This window comes from Planktothrix rubescens CCAP 1459/22, from assembly GCA_904830895.1.
Lineage (GTDB): Bacteria > Cyanobacteriota > Cyanobacteriia > Cyanobacteriales > Microcoleaceae > Planktothrix > Planktothrix agardhii.
In genome coordinates, this window is sequence record LR882958.1 from 2,129,655 (window position 1) to 2,146,218 (window position 16,564).

The 16,564-nt window shown below is 37.4% G+C and carries 18 protein-coding genes, 1 tRNA gene and 2 pseudogenes; 10 read left to right on the plus strand and 11 right to left on the minus strand.

Annotation, left to right across the window (positions count from 1 at the left end; all coding sequences use genetic code 11):
- Positions 1-93: 93 nt before the first annotated feature.
- The 3 genes and pseudogenes from NMG86_RS09945 to NMG86_RS09955 all read left to right on the plus strand — a co-directional run.
- A pseudogene (locus tag NMG86_RS09945) lies at positions 94-234 on the plus strand (IS701-like element ISPlag1 family transposase); the annotation flags it as partial.
- A 29-nt stretch (positions 235-263) separates the two neighbouring features.
- Entirely contained in the window at positions 264-581 is a 318-nt protein-coding gene (locus NMG86_RS09950; protein WP_233428018.1) for an ISAzo13-like element transposase-related protein, read from the plus strand.
- A 22-nt stretch (positions 582-603) separates the two neighbouring features.
- Positions 604-804: pseudogene (locus NMG86_RS09955) on the plus strand (IS701-like element ISPlag1 family transposase); the annotation flags it as partial.
- Between the two features lie 186 nt (positions 805-990).
- On the opposite strand, the gene NMG86_RS09960 reads toward NMG86_RS09955, so the two are convergent.
- Positions 991-2,193, minus strand: a complete 1,203-nt coding sequence (locus NMG86_RS09960) for an argininosuccinate synthase (RefSeq protein ID WP_026797557.1) — start codon at positions 2,191-2,193, stop codon at positions 991-993.
- Positions 2,194-2,368: 175 nt separating this feature from the next.
- Between NMG86_RS09960 and NMG86_RS09965 the strand changes: the two genes are divergently transcribed.
- Positions 2,369-3,289 (plus strand): glycosyltransferase family 2 protein, encoded by a 921-nt coding sequence (locus tag NMG86_RS09965; protein ID WP_026797558.1) that lies wholly within the window; start codon positions 2,369-2,371, stop codon positions 3,287-3,289.
- 84 nt (positions 3,290-3,373) lie between these two features.
- Here NMG86_RS09965 and NMG86_RS09970 read toward each other — a convergent pair whose 3' ends face one another.
- From NMG86_RS09970 to NMG86_RS09985, 4 genes are all read right to left on the minus strand, one after another.
- Positions 3,374-3,790 (minus strand): hypothetical protein, encoded by a 417-nt coding sequence (locus tag NMG86_RS09970; RefSeq protein WP_026797559.1) that lies wholly within the window; start codon positions 3,788-3,790, stop codon positions 3,374-3,376.
- Positions 3,791-4,041: 251 nt separating this feature from the next.
- On the minus strand, positions 4,042-4,296 hold the full coding sequence (locus NMG86_RS09975) for a hypothetical protein (RefSeq protein WP_026797560.1): 255 nt from the start codon (positions 4,294-4,296) through the stop codon (positions 4,042-4,044).
- Positions 4,297-4,420: 124 nt separating this feature from the next.
- The gene (locus tag NMG86_RS09980) at positions 4,421-5,143 is read right to left on the minus strand and encodes a response regulator transcription factor (protein ID WP_026797561.1); all 723 of its coding nucleotides are present in this window, start codon (positions 5,141-5,143) and stop codon (positions 4,421-4,423) included.
- 9 nt (positions 5,144-5,152) lie between these two features.
- Positions 5,153-5,332 (minus strand): hypothetical protein, encoded by a 180-nt coding sequence (locus NMG86_RS09985; RefSeq protein WP_026787090.1) that lies wholly within the window; start codon positions 5,330-5,332, stop codon positions 5,153-5,155.
- A gap of 266 nt (positions 5,333-5,598) precedes the next feature.
- Here NMG86_RS09985 and NMG86_RS09990 point away from each other — a divergent pair, with 266 nt between their 5' ends.
- The 5 genes from NMG86_RS09990 to NMG86_RS10010 all read left to right on the plus strand — a co-directional run bounded on the left by NMG86_RS09990 (position 5,599) and on the right by NMG86_RS10010 (position 10,043).
- Positions 5,599-6,879 carry an ABC transporter substrate-binding protein gene (locus tag NMG86_RS09990; protein ID WP_026787089.1) on the plus strand — a complete coding sequence of 427 codons (1,281 nt, stop codon included), beginning with the start codon at positions 5,599-5,601 and terminating at the stop codon, positions 6,877-6,879.
- A gap of 12 nt (positions 6,880-6,891) precedes the next feature.
- Positions 6,892-7,800 (plus strand): carbohydrate ABC transporter permease, encoded by a 909-nt coding sequence (locus tag NMG86_RS09995; protein ID WP_026797562.1) that lies wholly within the window; start codon positions 6,892-6,894, stop codon positions 7,798-7,800.
- Positions 7,801-8,664, plus strand: coding sequence for a carbohydrate ABC transporter permease (locus tag NMG86_RS10000; RefSeq protein WP_026787087.1), 864 nt, complete (start codon positions 7,801-7,803; stop codon positions 8,662-8,664). It abuts the gene before it with no gap.
- Positions 8,665-8,698: 34 nt separating this feature from the next.
- Positions 8,699-9,763, plus strand: a complete 1,065-nt coding sequence (locus tag NMG86_RS10005) for an ABC transporter ATP-binding protein (RefSeq protein WP_026797563.1) — start codon at positions 8,699-8,701, stop codon at positions 9,761-9,763.
- Positions 9,764-9,839: 76 nt separating this feature from the next.
- Positions 9,840-10,043 (plus strand): DUF751 family protein, encoded by a 204-nt coding sequence (locus tag NMG86_RS10010; protein ID WP_026787086.1) that lies wholly within the window; start codon positions 9,840-9,842, stop codon positions 10,041-10,043.
- Positions 10,044-10,107: 64 nt separating this feature from the next.
- Here NMG86_RS10010 and NMG86_RS10015 read toward each other — a convergent pair whose 3' ends face one another.
- On the minus strand, positions 10,108-10,662 hold the full coding sequence (locus NMG86_RS10015) for a peroxiredoxin (RefSeq protein ID WP_026797564.1): 555 nt from the start codon (positions 10,660-10,662) through the stop codon (positions 10,108-10,110).
- A 189-nt stretch (positions 10,663-10,851) separates the two neighbouring features.
- On the opposite strand from NMG86_RS10015, the gene NMG86_RS10020 reads away from it, so the two are divergent.
- Positions 10,852-12,195 carry a peptidylprolyl isomerase gene (locus NMG86_RS10020; protein ID WP_026797565.1) on the plus strand — a complete coding sequence of 448 codons (1,344 nt, stop codon included), beginning with the start codon at positions 10,852-10,854 and terminating at the stop codon, positions 12,193-12,195.
- 578 nt (positions 12,196-12,773) lie between these two features.
- Here the strand turns inward: NMG86_RS10020 and NMG86_RS10025 are convergent.
- From NMG86_RS10025 to NMG86_RS10045, 5 genes are all read right to left on the minus strand, one after another.
- Positions 12,774-12,980, minus strand: a complete 207-nt coding sequence (locus NMG86_RS10025; RefSeq protein WP_026787083.1) for a hypothetical protein — start codon at positions 12,978-12,980, stop codon at positions 12,774-12,776.
- Positions 12,981-13,058: 78 nt separating this feature from the next.
- Entirely contained in the window at positions 13,059-14,414 is a 1,356-nt protein-coding gene (locus tag NMG86_RS10030; RefSeq protein WP_026797566.1) for a DUF3370 domain-containing protein, read from the minus strand.
- A 139-nt stretch (positions 14,415-14,553) separates the two neighbouring features.
- A tRNA-Asn gene (locus NMG86_RS10035) sits at positions 14,554-14,625 on the minus strand.
- A gap of 125 nt (positions 14,626-14,750) precedes the next feature.
- The gene (locus NMG86_RS10040; RefSeq protein WP_026787081.1) at positions 14,751-15,296 is read right to left on the minus strand and encodes an NYN domain-containing protein; all 546 of its coding nucleotides are present in this window, start codon (positions 15,294-15,296) and stop codon (positions 14,751-14,753) included.
- A 213-nt stretch (positions 15,297-15,509) separates the two neighbouring features.
- Positions 15,510-16,409, minus strand: a complete 900-nt coding sequence (locus NMG86_RS10045; RefSeq protein ID WP_026787080.1) for a 2OG-Fe(II) oxygenase — start codon at positions 16,407-16,409, stop codon at positions 15,510-15,512.
- Between the last annotated feature and the right edge of the window lie 155 nt (positions 16,410-16,564).

Here is a 16,564-nt window from a genome sequence, read left to right on the forward strand (position 1 = left end):
ATAGTGTGCAGTAAGCCAGCGAACGCTGCCAATTGTTCAAGTATCTGCGCCAGCAATATAAAATTTAGATACAAAAATTATGCTGATTGACAGATACCAAACAATTATACCTTAAATAACTTAGCCAAACACTTAAAAAATGTTAGCCATGATACCATAAATCGTTACTTAACCAAAGAAAATTTCACCTCGGAATCTTTGTGGCAAAATGTCAAAAAAGATATCCAAATCAGTATATTTTTAAACAAGATTTACAAAAGTTAGTGGATGAAATTGGAATTGAGATCAGAATTGCTCATTATCCTCCCTATACATCTAAATATAATCCCATTGAACATCGACTTTTTCCTCATCTAACTCGAGCTTGTCAAGGAGTGATTTTTACCAGTCTCGGTTTGGTCAAAACTCTCATGGAAAAAACTCGCACTAATACAGGGCTATCTGTCGTTGTTAATGTCGTTGATCAAGTCTATCAAACGGGTCGAAAGGTAACTGATAATTTCAAAAAAACTCTAAAAATTATTTTTGATGAACATTTACCCAAATGGAACTATCGAGCCGTACCTCAACTCACTCATTAATCCATTTATTGATTTTTCATTCCTAACTGGGATTGAATCTTGCCAGTGTCGTAAAGCTAGTATTCAAAGAAATCATATTGCTTGTGCCCTTTTAGTTTGGAATCAATTGAAAAGATTAGCTCATCTGACAAAGAAAACAGTCTATCAGTTAAAAGCTGAATCTTTGTCCAGTTATTTAATCAAAGAACTGAATTGTCCTTCGATAAAAATGGAACTTGTTTGATTCTTTTGGGTTTATTTTTAAATAAATAATCAGGACTTTTTAGGGTGATTGCTATTATCATTGGTATGCGATCGCCTACTTTTAGTACGCTATATATAGCGTGCTTGCGTAAGTCCTGACCGAGATTGCTGTGTAGGGGCGAGGTGCGTCTCACCCCTAGGATGAATTTGATTTCTAATCAGATTATTAGTCTCTTATTTTCTCAGACCAAACACGAGTCGGTAAACCCCAGACATAAATGAAACCTTCCGCCGCTTTATGATCAAAAACGTCTTCGGAGCCGTAGGTTGCTAAGTCCAAACTATAGAGGGAATTGGCAGATTTCCGGCCGACAATTGTGGCATTTCCCTTAAATAATTTGACTCGGACAACACCCGAAACCCGTTCCTGAGTTTGTTGAATAAAGGCATCCAAAGCCGCTTTTAACGGACTATACCAGAGGCCATTATAAACCAACTGACTATAGGTTTCTTCAATGCCCCGTTTATAACGAGTCACATCGGCAGTTAAGGTTAAACTTTCTAAATCTCGGTGGGCATGAATTAACACAATCATCGCCGGAGATTCATAAATTTCCCTTGATTTAATCCCGACTAAACGGTTTTCAATCATGTCCAGGCGTCCAACCCCATGATTTCCGGCAATTTCATTTAATTTTCCAATTAATTGAACACCGTCCATTGCCTTACCATTTAAACTCACCGGAACTCCAGTTTCAAAGCCAATTTCAATATATTCAGGTTCGTTAGGAGTCTCAGAAATCGGTTTAGTCATCGCATAGACTTCTTCCAGGGGCTCCGTCCAAGGATCTTCTAAGGGCCCAGCTTCAATCGCAATTCCTAACAAATTTCTATCTAAACTGTAGGGAGAGGATTTTTTCACCGGGGAAGCAATGCCGAATTTTTCCCCGTAGGCAATGGTTTCTTCCCGACTCATGCCCCATTCCCGGGCGGGGGCCAGAATTTTTATTTTCGGGTTGAGCGCACCAATGGAGACGTCAAACCGCACTTGGTCGTTACCTTTTCCGGTACAACCGTGAGCAATAGCATCGGCTCCGTATTTTTCGGCCACTTCCACTAAGGTTTTGGCAATTAACGGACGGGCTAAGGCCGTGGCCAGGGGATAACGGTTTTCGTACAAAGCATTGGCTTGAATGGCCGGAAACGCATAGTCTTTGACAAATCTATCCTGGACATTAATTACCAGGGACTCGACGGCGCCAGAGTCCAAGGCTTTTTGTTGAACAGGCCCTAATTCATCCCCTTGTCCCAAGTCTACGGCCAGGGTAATTACTTCTTTGACGCCAAACTCATTTTTCAAGTAGGGGATACAAACGGAGGTATCCACCCCACCTGAATAAGCAAGCACAACTTTGTCAGCGCGACCCATGATTAATATGTTCTCCTGAAGTAACCAAATGTTACATTATCTCGCCTTTCATGCCCTTTTGATGTCAGGAATTCTATATATTTGGGTTGGGGCCACTTTCAGGGGGAGGGGACTGGATTTTTTTCGGGTAAGTAGTTAATAATAATAGTGATTTAAGTTTCAGGTTAGAAAAACTGTGTTTTTAAGTATTGTCATTCCTACCTATAATCGTTTACCGATTTTACAAAAGTGTTTAAAAGCGTTAGAACAGCAACAATATGATCATACTATTACTAACTATGAGGTAGTTTTAGTTGATGATGGTTCAACGGATGGAACCTTAAATTGGTTAGAGGAAGATAAGTTAGATTTTCCCCATGTTCAGCTATTTTGTCAATCCCATCAAGGGCCTGCTGCGGCCAGAAATTTAGGGATAGAAAAGGCTCTGGGAGAGACTATTATTTTTATTGATAGTGATTTAGTGGTGACAGAAACGTTTTTACAATCCCATACTGATAGTTTAGTTCAGGGATATCAAACTTCAGATCAAGTTTTTACCTATGGTCGGGTAATTAATACTTGTAATTTTCATAATCCAACTTCTGAACCTTATAAAATTACTGATTTTTCGGCGGCTTATTTTGCTACCGGAAATGTAGCGATCGCTCGTCATTGGTTAATAGAAGCGGGATTATTTGATTCTCAATTTCAACAATATGGCTGGGAAGATTTAGAATTAGGAGTTAGGTTAAAAAAATTAGGTTTAAAGTTAATTAAATGCCCCGATGCTGTGGGTTATCATTGGCATCCGGCGTTTGATTTGGAACAATTACCGAAATTAATAGATCGAGAAATTCAACGGGGGAGAATGGGAGTTTTATTTTATCAAAAACATCCCTCTTTTGAAGTTAAAATGATGATTCAAATGACAATATTACATAAAATATTATGGGGTTTATTATCTTTGGGAGGGCGTTTAAATGAACGGACAATGGCAGGGTTTTTACAATATTTAATTAATCAAGGAAAATCACAATTAGCTTTAGAAATTGCTAGAATATTTCTGAATTGGTATAATGTTAAAGCGGTTTATTCGGCTTATAATAAATTAGAATAGCAATACCTATGGTGGATAAATTATTCCAGGGCAAAGCATTTGAGTTGCTCAATATATTGAGGATGTTATTATGGGGATTTGGTTTTACGATTTCCTTATCTCCTTCTTCCAAGATTCTATTTCATTTTCATATTTTTTATATACTTCATTGAAACGATCAATGTCATTTAACCAAGATTTAGTATCTGGACTTATCCAATCAATTATATTAATAATTCTTGTATGTTTTGTTTGTAAATCTTCTTTCAAAATTTTGTTATGGTGAAATACTCGGTTACGCAATCTTCGTATTTCCTCTAAATAATCTGAAAATAATGCTTTTCCTTTTGAATTATATCGATCTGTTCTCTTTGAGTGTTCAAATATTTTAGGATTAAGATTAAATATATTCCTATACTTGCGTTCGTGCAATAAAGCCACCCAAAAACCAAGTGATAAATCTGAGATAATTTTATTTCTATCTTCATACTTAAATTTAATATTTACTGGTTGTCCATTCAAATTGACATTGCTTTAAGTGTCGTGCTACTATTGTGATGTAGATTCCAGAACACCCTCTGGCTTTCTTTCAAAGAAAGTTAATGACTCTGGGATATTGGATTGATTTTTTTAGACCTAACTAGCCTAGCTAGTAAAAGTCCATTTTAAAACGACAACAGGGGTGTGGCATTATCGCACCCCTGTTGTCTTTGGTAGTGTACCTCAGAACAGAGTTTTAATTTTAATAAAAATAAATCAAACTTTAATAACGCTTATAAACTTGATTGTGAATCTGGAGCAATTTCTAACCCGGGTATTTGTCGAATTTGTTGATGTTCTGTAATTAAATCCGATAGGGAATCAATATTAACTCCAATTCTACGACAAGCGGTTTGCAGTGCATCCATAAATTTGTCTACATCATCCCCATAACCCGATAGTTTAGCCGCATTTTCAACGCCTTGTTTAGCATTAGCTTTCGCACAATCAATTAATTCTAGGTCTGTCAGAGGTTTTGATTTACTCATTATGATAAAATTATCAACACAGTTAATCTATTTTACCTTAAATACCTCAATTTTAATTAAAAATATAGCAATAGGCAATAGGCAATAGGCAATAGGCAATAAAGTCTTTCTTCCCCATTACCCATTACCCATTACCTCCCATAACAGCATCTTCAAATTTATATCCCACCCCGGTCACAGTTTTAATAAAAGTGGGATGGGAGGGGTCAGGTTCAATTTTTTTCCGCAGTCTAGCGACGTGGGTATCCACAACCCTTTCATCACCAAAAAAGTCATCTCCCCAAAGTTTATCAATGAGTTGGGTACGACTCCAAACCCGACCCGGATAACTCAGAAAAGTTGATAATAAATTAAATTCTAAAGTAGTTAAATCCAGGGTTTCTGTGTTCCCTGACTCTAATTGATAGCTGGCAATTCTTTGGTCTAAATCGACTAAAAAATGCGGGGTTTGATAGACTTGATTCGGTTGACTTCCTTGGCGCAAACTCCGTCTTAATAATGCTCTAACTCTAGCAACTAATTCTCTAGGACTAAAGGGTTTAACAAAATAATCATCCGCGCCAGTAGATAAACCAATAATCCGATCTAGTTCTTCACCTTTTGCGGTTAACATTAAAATATAAGGGTCTTTTTGCCCGGGTTTTTGACGAATTCTAGCACAGACTTCTAACCCATCTAACCCCGGAATCATTAAATCTAAAATAATTAAATCCGGTTGTAATTCTTGAAATTTTTGTAAAGCGGCTAAACCATTATTAGAAATTTGGCAAGAAAATCCTTCCGCTTCTAAGGTATGCTGAATTAAACGGGCAATTTCTGGTTCATCCTCAACAATTAAAATATCCATAAATTAAAATTAAATGCCAATTTGTTCAGGACATTCCAGATGCAAATTGCGATCGCTAAAGGGTGCATCCACGAAATCACAATGATGGGAGTGATCGCTATTCGGATAACGATCAGCCTGAAAAAAGTGACAGGTGACACACATTTTTGAGATCGGAATTTGACCAGCCTCTTGCAACTTCAGAATCATTTTAATCAATCCCCGCAAGAAAACCGTCTGCTCAAGTTCAGAGAATTATATCAGAAAGCAATAAAAAACAATACCGCCCTCCATTACCATTAAAGGGCAAGGCTTTAAACCCAAAATCCCTGGTAAATCCCAGATTAGTTAAGACTCCTAATCAATATCTCCTTCCTCCAAGCCCTGTCAATCCCTGCTAGAATAAGGAGTCTAAGGACAAAATTATGTTGTTAGGACAATGAAAAGATAAAAATCCATAATTTTGAGGTTTAAAAATGATTTTTGTTAAATTTAAAATCCCATTATTTTATAAATTTATTTTAACTTCATTGATAGGAGTTATCATCAGTATATTAATGATTAAACCTGCTTTCACACAACAACCTGTTACCCTTAAAGTTTTAGTTCAAGCATTAGAATCAACCCAATGGCAACCGATTATTAATAGTTTCCATCAAACCCATCCAAAAATTCGTTTAGAAGTGGTTAAAGCCCCGAATAATAGTAATCTGGTTGAAGATTTATATACCTCTGCCTATTTACTCGGAGATTCTCCCTATGATTTAGTCTATATGGATGTGGTTTGGGTACAAAAATTTGCCGCAGCAGGATGGTTAGAAGATTTAACCAAAAAAGTTGATCCTCAGAAATTAACTGATTATATTCAGGGCGATGTTCAAGGAGGAAAATATCAAAATAAATTGTATAGGATGCCCTTTAGAACAGATGTTGGAATGTTATATTATCGAACGGATTTATTAGAAAAAGCCGGATTAAAACCCCCTAAAACCTTTCAAGATTTACTCACCACTTCCCAAACCCTTCAAGACCAAAATTTAGCTCAATGGGGTTATGTTTGGCAAGGGAAACAATATGAAGGATTAGCCGCCATGTTCACTGAAATTTTACAGGGATATGGGGGATTTTGGGTGAATCCTGAAACCCAAGCCATCGGATTAGATGCACCTGAAAGTATAGAAGCAGTTAAATTTTTACGACAAACGATTAAACAAGGTATTTCTCCCCCGGGAGTCACCACCTATGCAGAAGAAGAAACTCGCCGATTATTTGAAAGTGGAAATACGGTTTTTTTAAGAAATTGGCCCTACGTTTATGCCTTAGCTTCTAACTCTCCTATTGCGGGAAAATATGGGATTCAACCTATGGTTCATTTACCCGGAAAACAAAGCGGTGCTTGTTTAGGAGGGTGGGGATTTGGGATTTCTAAAAGTTCTAAACATCAACGGGAAGCATGGCAAGTGATTCAATATTTTAATCAACCGGATATTCAACGACAATATTTTTTAGAAACGGGCTATGTTCCCTCTCGAAAATCCCTATTTACCGATGATACTTTAGTCGCCAAATATAACTATTTACCCGCCCTCTTACAAGGGGCTGAAAATGCCGTTTTACGTCCTCCCATCCCCCAATATGCCCAAGTCTCCGATATTCTCCAACGCTATTTGAGTGCGGCATTAACCGGGAGTAAAACCCCGGAAGCAGCCATGAAAGCGGCGGCCGGGGAAACTCGAACTTTATTAAACATTAATTAGTGAATTTTGAGCATGAATACTAACTCTTTAGAAAAACAAGAAAAACGAACCGGATGGCTGTTAATTTCACCCGCTTTGTTCATCATTGCCTTAGTGTTTATTTACCCAATTTTAAGGGCTTTTTCATTAAGTGTATTCACCCAAAATTTAGGAACTCAATTACAACCAATTTTTTCAGGATTGAATAATTATCAACGCATCTTAGCAGATGGTCGATTTTGGCAAACCTTATGGAATACAACGGTTTTTACCAGTATTTCTATTATCTTAGAATTAATCTTGGGTTTATTCATTGCTTTAATTCTGAATCAAAGTTTTAAAGGTCGAGGTTTTGTCAGAACCACAGCTTTAATTCCTTGGGCCTTACCTACGGCGGTCATGGGGTTAGCTTGGGCTTGGATTTTTAATGACCAATATGGTGTGGTGAATGATATTTTACAGCGTCTTAATATTATTAATAGTCCTATGACTTGGTTAGGAGAACCCAGTCGAGCCATGTTTGCTTTGATTATTGCCGATGTTTGGAAAACTACCCCTTTTATTGCTATTATTTTACTAGCCGGACTGCAATCTGTTTCCCAGGATTTGTATGAAGCCCATGCTATGGATGGGGCAAACTCAATTCAAAGTTTTTATCAAATCACAATTCCTTTAATTACCCCTCAAATTATTATTGCCTTATTGTTTAGATTCGCTCAAGCCTTTGGGATTTTTGATTTAGTTCAAGTCATGACTGGAGGGGGGCCAGCAGGGGCAACGGAAACCGTTTCTGTTTATATTTATGCCACCATTAGAAGGTATCTGGATTTTGGTTATGGGGCGGCTTTAGTGGTCGTCACCTTTTTATTATTAATTGTTGCGGTTTGTATTGCGGCTTTTTTCTTATCAAAACTGCGTGTTAATATGATTGGAGATCAATAAATGGCAAATTTTAATCCCTCAAATTCCGTTAGTTTTATCCCTCGAAAAAAGATTTTACTCACCCTGGGAATAATCTCCACAGTTTTATTTTGTTTGGCTCCAGTTTTCTGGCAATTACTCACTTCTTTTAAAACTAATGCTGCGATTTCAACGGTTCCTAATATTTATTTTCCCAGTTTAGAACAACTGACTTTTCAACATTATCTCAGCTTGGGAAGTCAATTTCTGAGATATATTTTCAATAGTGCTTTTGTCTCTATCATTTCAACTTTATTATGCTTAACCCTTGGCGCTCCGGCTGCCTATGCCCTGACTCGATTAAAGCTACCTGGAGAAAATTTAATTTTGGTACTGATTTTAATTATAACATTATTTCCCTATATTTTGTTATTTATGGGGTTATTAGAATTAGTTAAATTTTTTCAGATTGGAAATAATTATTTAGCATTAATTATCCCCTATACAGCAATTAATTTACCCTTAACCATTTTAATTTTAAGAACTTTTTTCCAACAATTGCCTAAAGATTTAGAAGATTCTGCCAAAATTGACGGCTACAATACCCTATCTATGCTATTAAATATTGTTTTACCCTTAACCCTTCCTGCCTTAGTCACCACGGGTATATTAACCTTTATTTTCGCCTGGAATGAATTTATTTTTGCCCTAACCTTTATTACCCGAGAAGATTTATATACCATTCCCGTGGCCGTCGCTCAACTGGGGGGTGCTTCTTTATTAGAAATTCCCTATGGGCCAATGGCGGCTGCAACTTTAGCCGGAACTTTTCCTTTAATCATTTTAGTCTTGATTTTTCAACGGCGAATTGTTCAAGGCATTACCGCAGGAGCCGTCAAAGGTTAACAATAATTTTAACAATTAATGGAGATAATGAATCATGGCAAAACTCGAAATTATCAATTTAAAAAAGCAATTTTCTTCCCAAGTCATTCCAGTAAAAGATATTACCCTAGAGGTCAATGATGGGGAATTTCTCACCCTATTAGGCCCTTCGGGTTGTGGAAAATCAACCTTATTAAGAATGATTGCAGGACTCGACCAACCCACCGAGGGAAAAGTTATTTTAGGCCATCGAGATGTGACCACCCTTCCCCCCGGTCAACGGAATATTGCCATGGTCTTTCAAAGTTATGCCCTGTACCCCCATTTAACGGTTTTTGATAATATTTCAACGGCTTTAAAATTAAGAAAAATTCCTATTTCTGAGATTGAAACCCGGGTTAATGATGTCGCTCATCGCTTAGATATTCAACATTTATTACTCAGAAAACCTGCTCAACTGTCCGGGGGGCAACGTCAACGGGTTGCTTTAGGACGAGCTTTAGTCAGAAATCCCGAAGTTTTTTTATTAGATGAACCCTTAAGTAATTTAGATGCTCTATTACGAGAACAGGTAAGAGCCGATTTAAAACAGTTATTTAATTCTCAACAAAAACCTGTTGTTTATGTTACCCATGACCAAACCGAAGCCCTAACTTTATCGAGTAAAATTGCTGTACTTCATCAAGGTTATTTACAACAATTAGCATCTCCTTCAGAGATTTATAATGCTCCGGCTAATCAATTTGTTGCGGGTTTTGTGGGAAGTCCTCAGATGAATTTAATTCGCTTAAATTGTCGCGAAAATTATGGGATTTTAGGAGAATTTCAAATTCCCTTACCTGAGTTGAAAACCCAACCTTCTCAAATTATCTTAGGAATTCGCCCCGAAGATATTTATTTAGAAAATCGGGAAGATTCTGTGAATTTAGAAGGTAAAATTTTTTTAGTGGAAGATTTAGGAAAAGAAAAACTGTTGAATGTGAGAATCACCCAATCCCATGAAACAATCCGTTTTTTGGTTCCCGCACAGCAAACTTGGGACGGTGAAACTATCAAGTTGAGTTTATCGCCCCAACGGATACACTGGTTTGACTCGGAATCGGGCGATCGCTTATCCTAAAATTATCTTAAAAAATAATCCCGAAATCTGTTAAAATTATAAAACCTTTAATCTGAAATTAATCCCAACCACGACAATGCAAGAATTTTTTCAAAACGTTTCTCGTTATCCCCGTTATTTTATTACCTTTACTTTAGGAATTTTCTTTTTCCTATTTGAACGTCTCAAACCCCTCTTAAATCGTCCGGTAACAGCAACTGCATTAATAATTTTATTATTAAGTGTTTTTGCATTTACCTTTTTTACCTTAAAGGCAATGTTAGGATTAAACCCGGTTTAAAGAAAAGTAATTTTAAAAAAAGGGATGGTGATTTCAACCTTCCCTTTTTGGCTGTGAATTTAAACTAACTGGTTTTGGTTTGTTGCAATTCATCCAAACGTGCTAACACTTCCTGACTATGAATAGCAGGATTAACCCCTAAAAATATTTCCCTTAAAATTCCATCAGGATCAATAATAAAAGTATGACGCATTGATATAAAATTAATCCATGAGCCATAGGATTTACTTACTTTTCCGTCAACATCAGCCAGTAAGGGAAATTTTAAACCTTCTGAATCACAAAACTCAGCATGGGATTGAATATCATCGGCACTAATCCCTAAAATTTTAGTATTTTTAGCTAAATATTTTGGTAAATCCTGTTGAAAACGACGAGCTTCTAAAGTACATCCAGAAGTAAAATCTTTAGGATAAAAATAGAGAATAACCCATTGTCCTTGATAATCGGATAAAGAAATTTTTCCCTCTCCACTATTAGTTGGTAAGGTGAAATTAGGGGCGGGTTGATTCAATGGTGGCAATTTTCCCCCTAACGCCCAAGCGGGCGCAGTGAGTTTGAAGCTAAACACAGCTAAACCCAGAGATAAGAGGAAACTTAGAAAGAAACGACGGGACATGATTATGAAGGATAATTACAACTTTTGATCCAGTTTACCCAATCTTAGGAATAACAGGAACTTAAATTTGAGGTTGGGTGTCCTAATATTGGCAATATCTGATTCTAATTGCAATCTTTATTGTAAAATATAAAGAGCAAATTAGGTTAATTATACCTAATTTCATACAATCTAACCCACTATTTTATTATGGCTGATCTACCCAACTTAACCAGTGCTGCTACCGTGATTATGGTAGTTGAAGGACTACCAATTACGATTCAAGTTGATGGTGCAAATGCTCCGATAACGGCTGGAAATTTCGTTGATTTAGTTGAACGAAATGTTTATGATAACACCCTATTTCATCGCGTTGTTATTGACCCCACGCCCTTTGTTGCTCAGGGTGGCGACCCCCAAAGTAAAGATCCTAATGTGGCTGCAAATTTGTTAGGAAGTGGAGGTTTTATTGACCCTGCTACGGGTAAAGTTAGAAATATTCCCTTAGAAATTAAACCCAAAGGTGCTACAGAACCTATCTATAGCAAAACCTTTAAAGAAGCAGGAATTACCGTTCCTCCGGTGTTAAGTAATGTCGTCGGTTCCATTGCCATGGCGCGGTCTTCGGGAACCGATACGGCTTCATCCCAATTCTATTTTAATTTAGCAGATAATTCCACAAACTTAGACGGAAATTATGCGGTTTTTGGCACAGTAACTCAAGGCTTTGATGTCGTCAATCAAATTCGAGTAGGTAATCAAATTTGGGATGCAGCCGTTGTCGATGGAATTATTCCCAGTCGGGTTTCTGGAATTATTTCAGATGCGAATATCTTGAATGGATTTATTAATACCATAAATCGTGCTAGTTTGCCTTTAAGTTATGCCTATCCTCGTAATTTAGATGCAGATAATGTCATAACCATGACTCCTGATATTACCCTAAATAATCATCGGGGACTATTAGCTGGAGGCGGTAATGATTTGGTTACTGGTTCGACAGGAAATGATGTAATTAATGGAAATGCTGGCAATGATTCTCTGGATGGAAATGATGGCAATGATTATATTTTTGGAGGAAAAGATAATGATATTATTACAGGGGGACAAGGCAATGATATTTTAAATGGAAATCGAGGGAGTGATACCATTTTTGGAGGTGCTGGTTCAGACTTTATTCGCGGTGGACAAGGTAATGATAGTTTAAATGGCAATAATGGTAATGATTTCCTAATCGGAGATTTAGGAACAGATACTTTAACCGGAGGAGGAGGGACTGATATTTTCATGTTGCGAGGGGATGAAGCCGCCACGGTTTCTGATATCAATTTAGCCGATATTATTACGGATTTCAAGGTTTCAGAAGGCGATAAAATTCATATCCTTGATACAATTCCTCAGGCTAATTTAAGTTTTACCTCCTCTGGGAATGACACCGTAATTAAGATTACAAATTCAGGAATTTTAGGAATTGTTAAAAACGTCCAACCTAGTGTTGTCCAAACAGCCACGGTCATCACATCACCCACGGATTTAGCCTTAACCATTGGTTAATTTTTTTTGAATGTTGTTGCGCTTTAGCGCTCTTAATAGAGGTGCTAAAGCACAACAACGAAATTTTTATAGAATGTTGTTGTGCTTTAGCGCTCTTAATAGAGGTGCTAAAGCACAACAACGAAATTTTTTTTGAATGTTGTTGCGCTTTAGCGCTCTTAATAGAGGTGCTAAAGCACAACAACGAAATTTTTTTTGAATGTTGTTGCGCTTTAGCGCTCTTAATAGAGGTGCTAAAGCACAACAACGAAATTTTTTTTGAATGTTGTTGCGCTTTAGCGCTCTTAATAGAGGTGCTAAAGCACAACAACGAAATTTTTTTTGAATGTTGTTGCGCTTTAGCGCTCTTAATAGAGGTGCTAAAGCACAACAACGAAATTTTTTATAGAATGTTGTTGCGCTTTAGCGCTCTTAATAGTGGTGCTAAAGCACAACAACGAAATTTTTATAGAATGTTGTTGCGCTTTAGCGCTCTTAATAGTGGTGCTAAAGCACAACAACGAAATTTTTATAGAATGTTGTTGCGCTTTAGCGCTCTTAATAGTGGTGCTAAAGCACAACAACGAAATTATAACCCCCTAATTATCCGATTCTGTTTGATCAAAACTAGGAGTTAATGGTCGGTTTTGACTATCTCCAAATCCCGAAGCATTTCCTATCGCAATAATGAATAAAAATAATGCAACGATTAACCATCCTAATGTCCCCCAATCAGGAGGTTTTGGGGGCGGTGGCGGGGGTTTATCCAGAGGCGGTTTAGGTTTTGGTGCATCGCTTTGAGACATAAAATCAACCTACAAAATTAGTGTTTATAAATTCTTTGTGTCTTTGTGTCTTTGTAGTTAAACAAAGACTAAAATATATTATTTTAACGGTAATGTTTTCACCGTCAAAACTTGAGGAGGAGAAGCATCAGGAGGATAGAGAAAATCAACTTTAACGGATCGAGTTTCTTGAGGTTTCAATATTAATTGTACTAATGATTCCCCCTGTTGACCGCGTTTTTGAACTAAATGAATATAGCGAATTTGGGATTTTCCCTGATCATCTCCAAAACTCAATCTAACAGTTCCTCGGAAGAAAACTTGAGGGGCTGGAGGGTCAAAAAACCTTAACCCAGGTTGGGATAATTTTTCTTCTTTTATGGGGGTTTGTATGGTTAAAATAACTTTTTGGGGTTGACTTGTGGGATTATAAAGTGGTAAAATTAGGTTATATTCTATCCCATAATTTCCATGGGCTTGATAGGCGGTATCGGGATATCTAACCACTAAAGGAGCACTTTGAATTTGATTAGTTCCTAACTGTCCTCTGGGTAAACTGGAAATAGGATAGGAAAAGGTTTCTCCAGATTTGGGAATAGTTAAACTAGAACTATTTGGATCAACAATATTAGCATTCCAACGGGAACCCAATGCCACTCCAGCCACCCGTCCATAGATAATTTGTTCAGAATTAGTATTAGGAGGTGTGGGGGTACGATCTCTAGGTGTAACTAACATTCCTTGCTGTAATAATTGTTCCCATTCTGTTAAAGTAGGCGCGATTTCTATTCTATTTGGTTGTAGTGTTGCATATTTAGCTAAACTAGCAATATAAACCGCGCCATCACTCTCTAAACGCATTAAAGTAGACCGACCATTTAAAGGAGGTTCTAAATTTTTAACCGGAATTGGAGCATTTAATAAAAGACGACTACTTTGGGGGGGAATAATAATTTTTTTAACAAATTCAGGCTGTCTTTTTCCCCGTAAAATATCATTCATCACCCGACTTCCTGGCCCAGCAAAAATATTACCTGCGGAATTATCTAAAACCGCATCAAGGGGAATAAAAGGCGCATCGGGTTGACTTAAATAACTGGCTGCTTCTAAAATATTAATAGTAACGGGTTTGATCCCAGGATTATAAGCTAATATTCCTAAATAAAGGGTTCTTAAATCATTTTCTTGGGGAGGTTTAGCAATATGGTGGGCAAAAATATCAAATTTGCCTTGAAAGGGAAAATTTAAGTGGGCTTCTGGCTGTTTTTTATTGGTTTTTGGAAAAGTAGAAAGTAAAATTCCTTCGTTTAAAATCAGTTCAGGACTGTTACTATTAAATACCGGAATTTTATCTAATTGTCCGGGTAGGGGTCGCACCTGCTGCGGTTGCAAAATTTCATTCACCGGAGGGGCGGCTTGGGCCAATAAGGTTAAACTCAGAAATAAGGGTAAGATCATCCTTGATATCAGATGTAATGGTTTTGAGCATATACAAAACAATATCCTACCTTTCTCAATAGAAATGTAGGATACTGGCTTAAAATTTCAGATTAGGTTAAAATCTAACCTGAGATTCAAAGAATATTTTGTTAAACTCCTCGGGTGGGATTCGAACCTACGACCAATCGGTTAACAGCCGATCGCTCTACCACTGAGCTACCGAGGAACGTTGTGTCTCTCTTTTAGCCACAGTTACTAATAGTAGCGCCTGATCCTAATTTTTTGCAAGCTTTTTTGAAAAAAATTTTTTTGACTTTGGTTGCAAAAGCTGAAACCCTCTTGATACCGTGATTATAACCCCATCCTCATGCGAGCCAGACGGTTTTGAGCTTCTGCGTCTAGGGAATTAGCCAAGAAACGACTCGAAGATGGCTTCCGTGGTTGATGACGACGCTGACGACGCTGGGTAGTGGCTTCCACCGCTTCTGCTAACTGTTCGGCGGACATCCACTCAGCACCATAGCCCGTCACGGTTAACCGTTGAGCGCGGTCTGAAGTCGCCACAATTAACCGACGTCGGGACAACCTCAGTTGGCGGCCTAAAGAAGCACAGAGTTTTTCAATATAAGTATCTGCGGTTTGCCCAAAACCGGTATAATGAATCGACACATTGCGAGTAATAGTTTCGCTGACACCGGGGGTATTTTGATAGTGAGCATCAAAAACCAGTCGAGCGTCGAGTCCCTCAAAGGCGCTATAGTCCACTAAGGTTTCAATCAAATGTCTCCGCGCCGTTTCCATATCATCAACATCGCGTTTCTGTCGCAATAGGGGCCATATTCCAATTATGTTATAGCCGTCTACAAATAAGACAGCTTTGGTGAGGGAGCTACTCATGGTTAAATTTTAAATAAACTTGCATGGACTCGACGATAAATAAAAAATCGTCGAGAGTCCATTTTTTCCCCATATTATCACATAATTTTGACACTCTCAGGTCTGAAGACACTCTGAGTGTCGAAGTTGTTATGTCTACGTCATTTCGGGCAATATTTAAAAAAGCCTGACACCGATGGGGGGGGTTTGGGGGCCTATTTCCTACGATAGCTTTTATTTTCTTACCCAACCATTCACCGTAAATCGACTATCTTTGAACTGTTTAGAAGGACAATTAACGGGCAGAACTTCGTGCATTAAACCACTATAGAAAAAGACAATTCGATTATTCAGAGGTTCAATAGCTTGAAAATTTTCTAATTTAGAATAAGCATATTGACCTTGCCATTGGGTATCATAAATTAATAATTCTCCTCCAGTAAAAGCCTTGGGTTCCTGATAGAAATAATAAACGTAACTTAACATTCGAGTTTCATCTCTAGCCGAACCATTATCATTATGAGTGCGAAAATAATGACCATGATTATGGGCAGTCAGTTGGGCATCAATATGGGTAATTGGAAACGGGGGAATATCAAGTTTTTCTAAGGCTTTCCAGAACATCGCTTTAACTCGGTTTATAACCATATCACCAAAATCTGGAGAATAATAGAGAACCAAAGAATCCCGATGTTCAGGATAGTCTGATGTGTTGGTAGCTGGGCCAGTTAATTGGAATTGCTGTTCTTGTTCTAAAGCATAATTCAGAAGATTTTGATGGTCTTCTGGAGATAAAAAATTATCAATTTGCCAATATTTAAGTTTAAAAATTTCCGCTTGAGGTGTCGCCGGAATTACAGGAGTATGAGCTTTAATAAAAATCGGTGGTTCGGTAATTACTCCGACTAGAGAATTACTAGAAAACCAGAGGGCTTGTTGTTGTCCATTCATCGGAATTTGAAACAATTTTGGCGGTTCATCGGAATTTTTTTCGGTGGGATGAACTACCGCATTTAATAAATTTAAGAGTAAGGGAGAATTCGAGGGTAAGGTAATTTGATATTGATAACCCCCCAAAAGGAGTATGGTTACATTAATATCTTGAGGGGTTGATGCTGTTGTTAAACTGTCCATATTTTATAACAGAAAACAAAGAATAATAAGGTTTATTGTTAAAGTGAAGATTTACCAGTATATAAATTAAATCGGCACTTGATTATAGCATACTTTCTTTTATTTACCTAAATTAACTAAAACGGGAACCTGATCAACACGGGAATTGTAAATTA

Bases quoted from the DNA above. Each gene is read 5' to 3' on its own strand.
- NMG86_RS10025 (WP_026787083.1), bottom strand. From the start codon at position 12,980: ATGTCTCAAAGCGATGCACCAAAACCTAAACCGCCTCTGGATAAACCC.
- NMG86_RS10040 (WP_026787081.1), bottom strand. From the start codon at position 15,296: ATGAGTAGCTCCCTCACCAAAGCTGTCTTATTTGTAGACGGCTATAAC.
- NMG86_RS10005 (WP_026797563.1), top strand. From the start codon at position 8,699: ATGGCAAAACTCGAAATTATCAATTTAAAAAAGCAATTTTCTTCCCAA.
- NMG86_RS09975 (WP_026797560.1), bottom strand. From the start codon at position 4,296: ATGAGTAAATCAAAACCTCTGACAGACCTAGAATTAATTGATTGTGCG.
- NMG86_RS10020 (WP_026797565.1), top strand. From the start codon at position 10,852: ATGGCTGATCTACCCAACTTAACCAGTGCTGCTACCGTGATTATGGTA.
- NMG86_RS09960 (WP_026797557.1), bottom strand. From the start codon at position 2,193: ATGGGTCGCGCTGACAAAGTTGTGCTTGCTTATTCAGGTGGGGTGGAT.
- NMG86_RS09995 (WP_026797562.1), top strand. From the start codon at position 6,892: ATGAATACTAACTCTTTAGAAAAACAAGAAAAACGAACCGGATGGCTG.
- NMG86_RS10010 (WP_026787086.1), top strand. From the start codon at position 9,840: ATGCAAGAATTTTTTCAAAACGTTTCTCGTTATCCCCGTTATTTTATT.
- NMG86_RS10045 (WP_026787080.1), bottom strand. From the start codon at position 16,409: ATGGACAGTTTAACAACAGCATCAACCCCTCAAGATATTAATGTAACC.
- NMG86_RS09985 (WP_026787090.1), bottom strand. From the start codon at position 5,332: ATGATTCTGAAGTTGCAAGAGGCTGGTCAAATTCCGATCTCAAAAATG.
- NMG86_RS09990 (WP_026787089.1), top strand. From the start codon at position 5,599: ATGATTTTTGTTAAATTTAAAATCCCATTATTTTATAAATTTATTTTA.
- NMG86_RS10000 (WP_026787087.1), top strand. From the start codon at position 7,801: ATGGCAAATTTTAATCCCTCAAATTCCGTTAGTTTTATCCCTCGAAAA.
- NMG86_RS10015 (WP_026797564.1), bottom strand. From the start codon at position 10,662: ATGTCCCGTCGTTTCTTTCTAAGTTTCCTCTTATCTCTGGGTTTAGCT.
- NMG86_RS09980 (WP_026797561.1), bottom strand. From the start codon at position 5,143: ATGGATATTTTAATTGTTGAGGATGAACCAGAAATTGCCCGTTTAATT.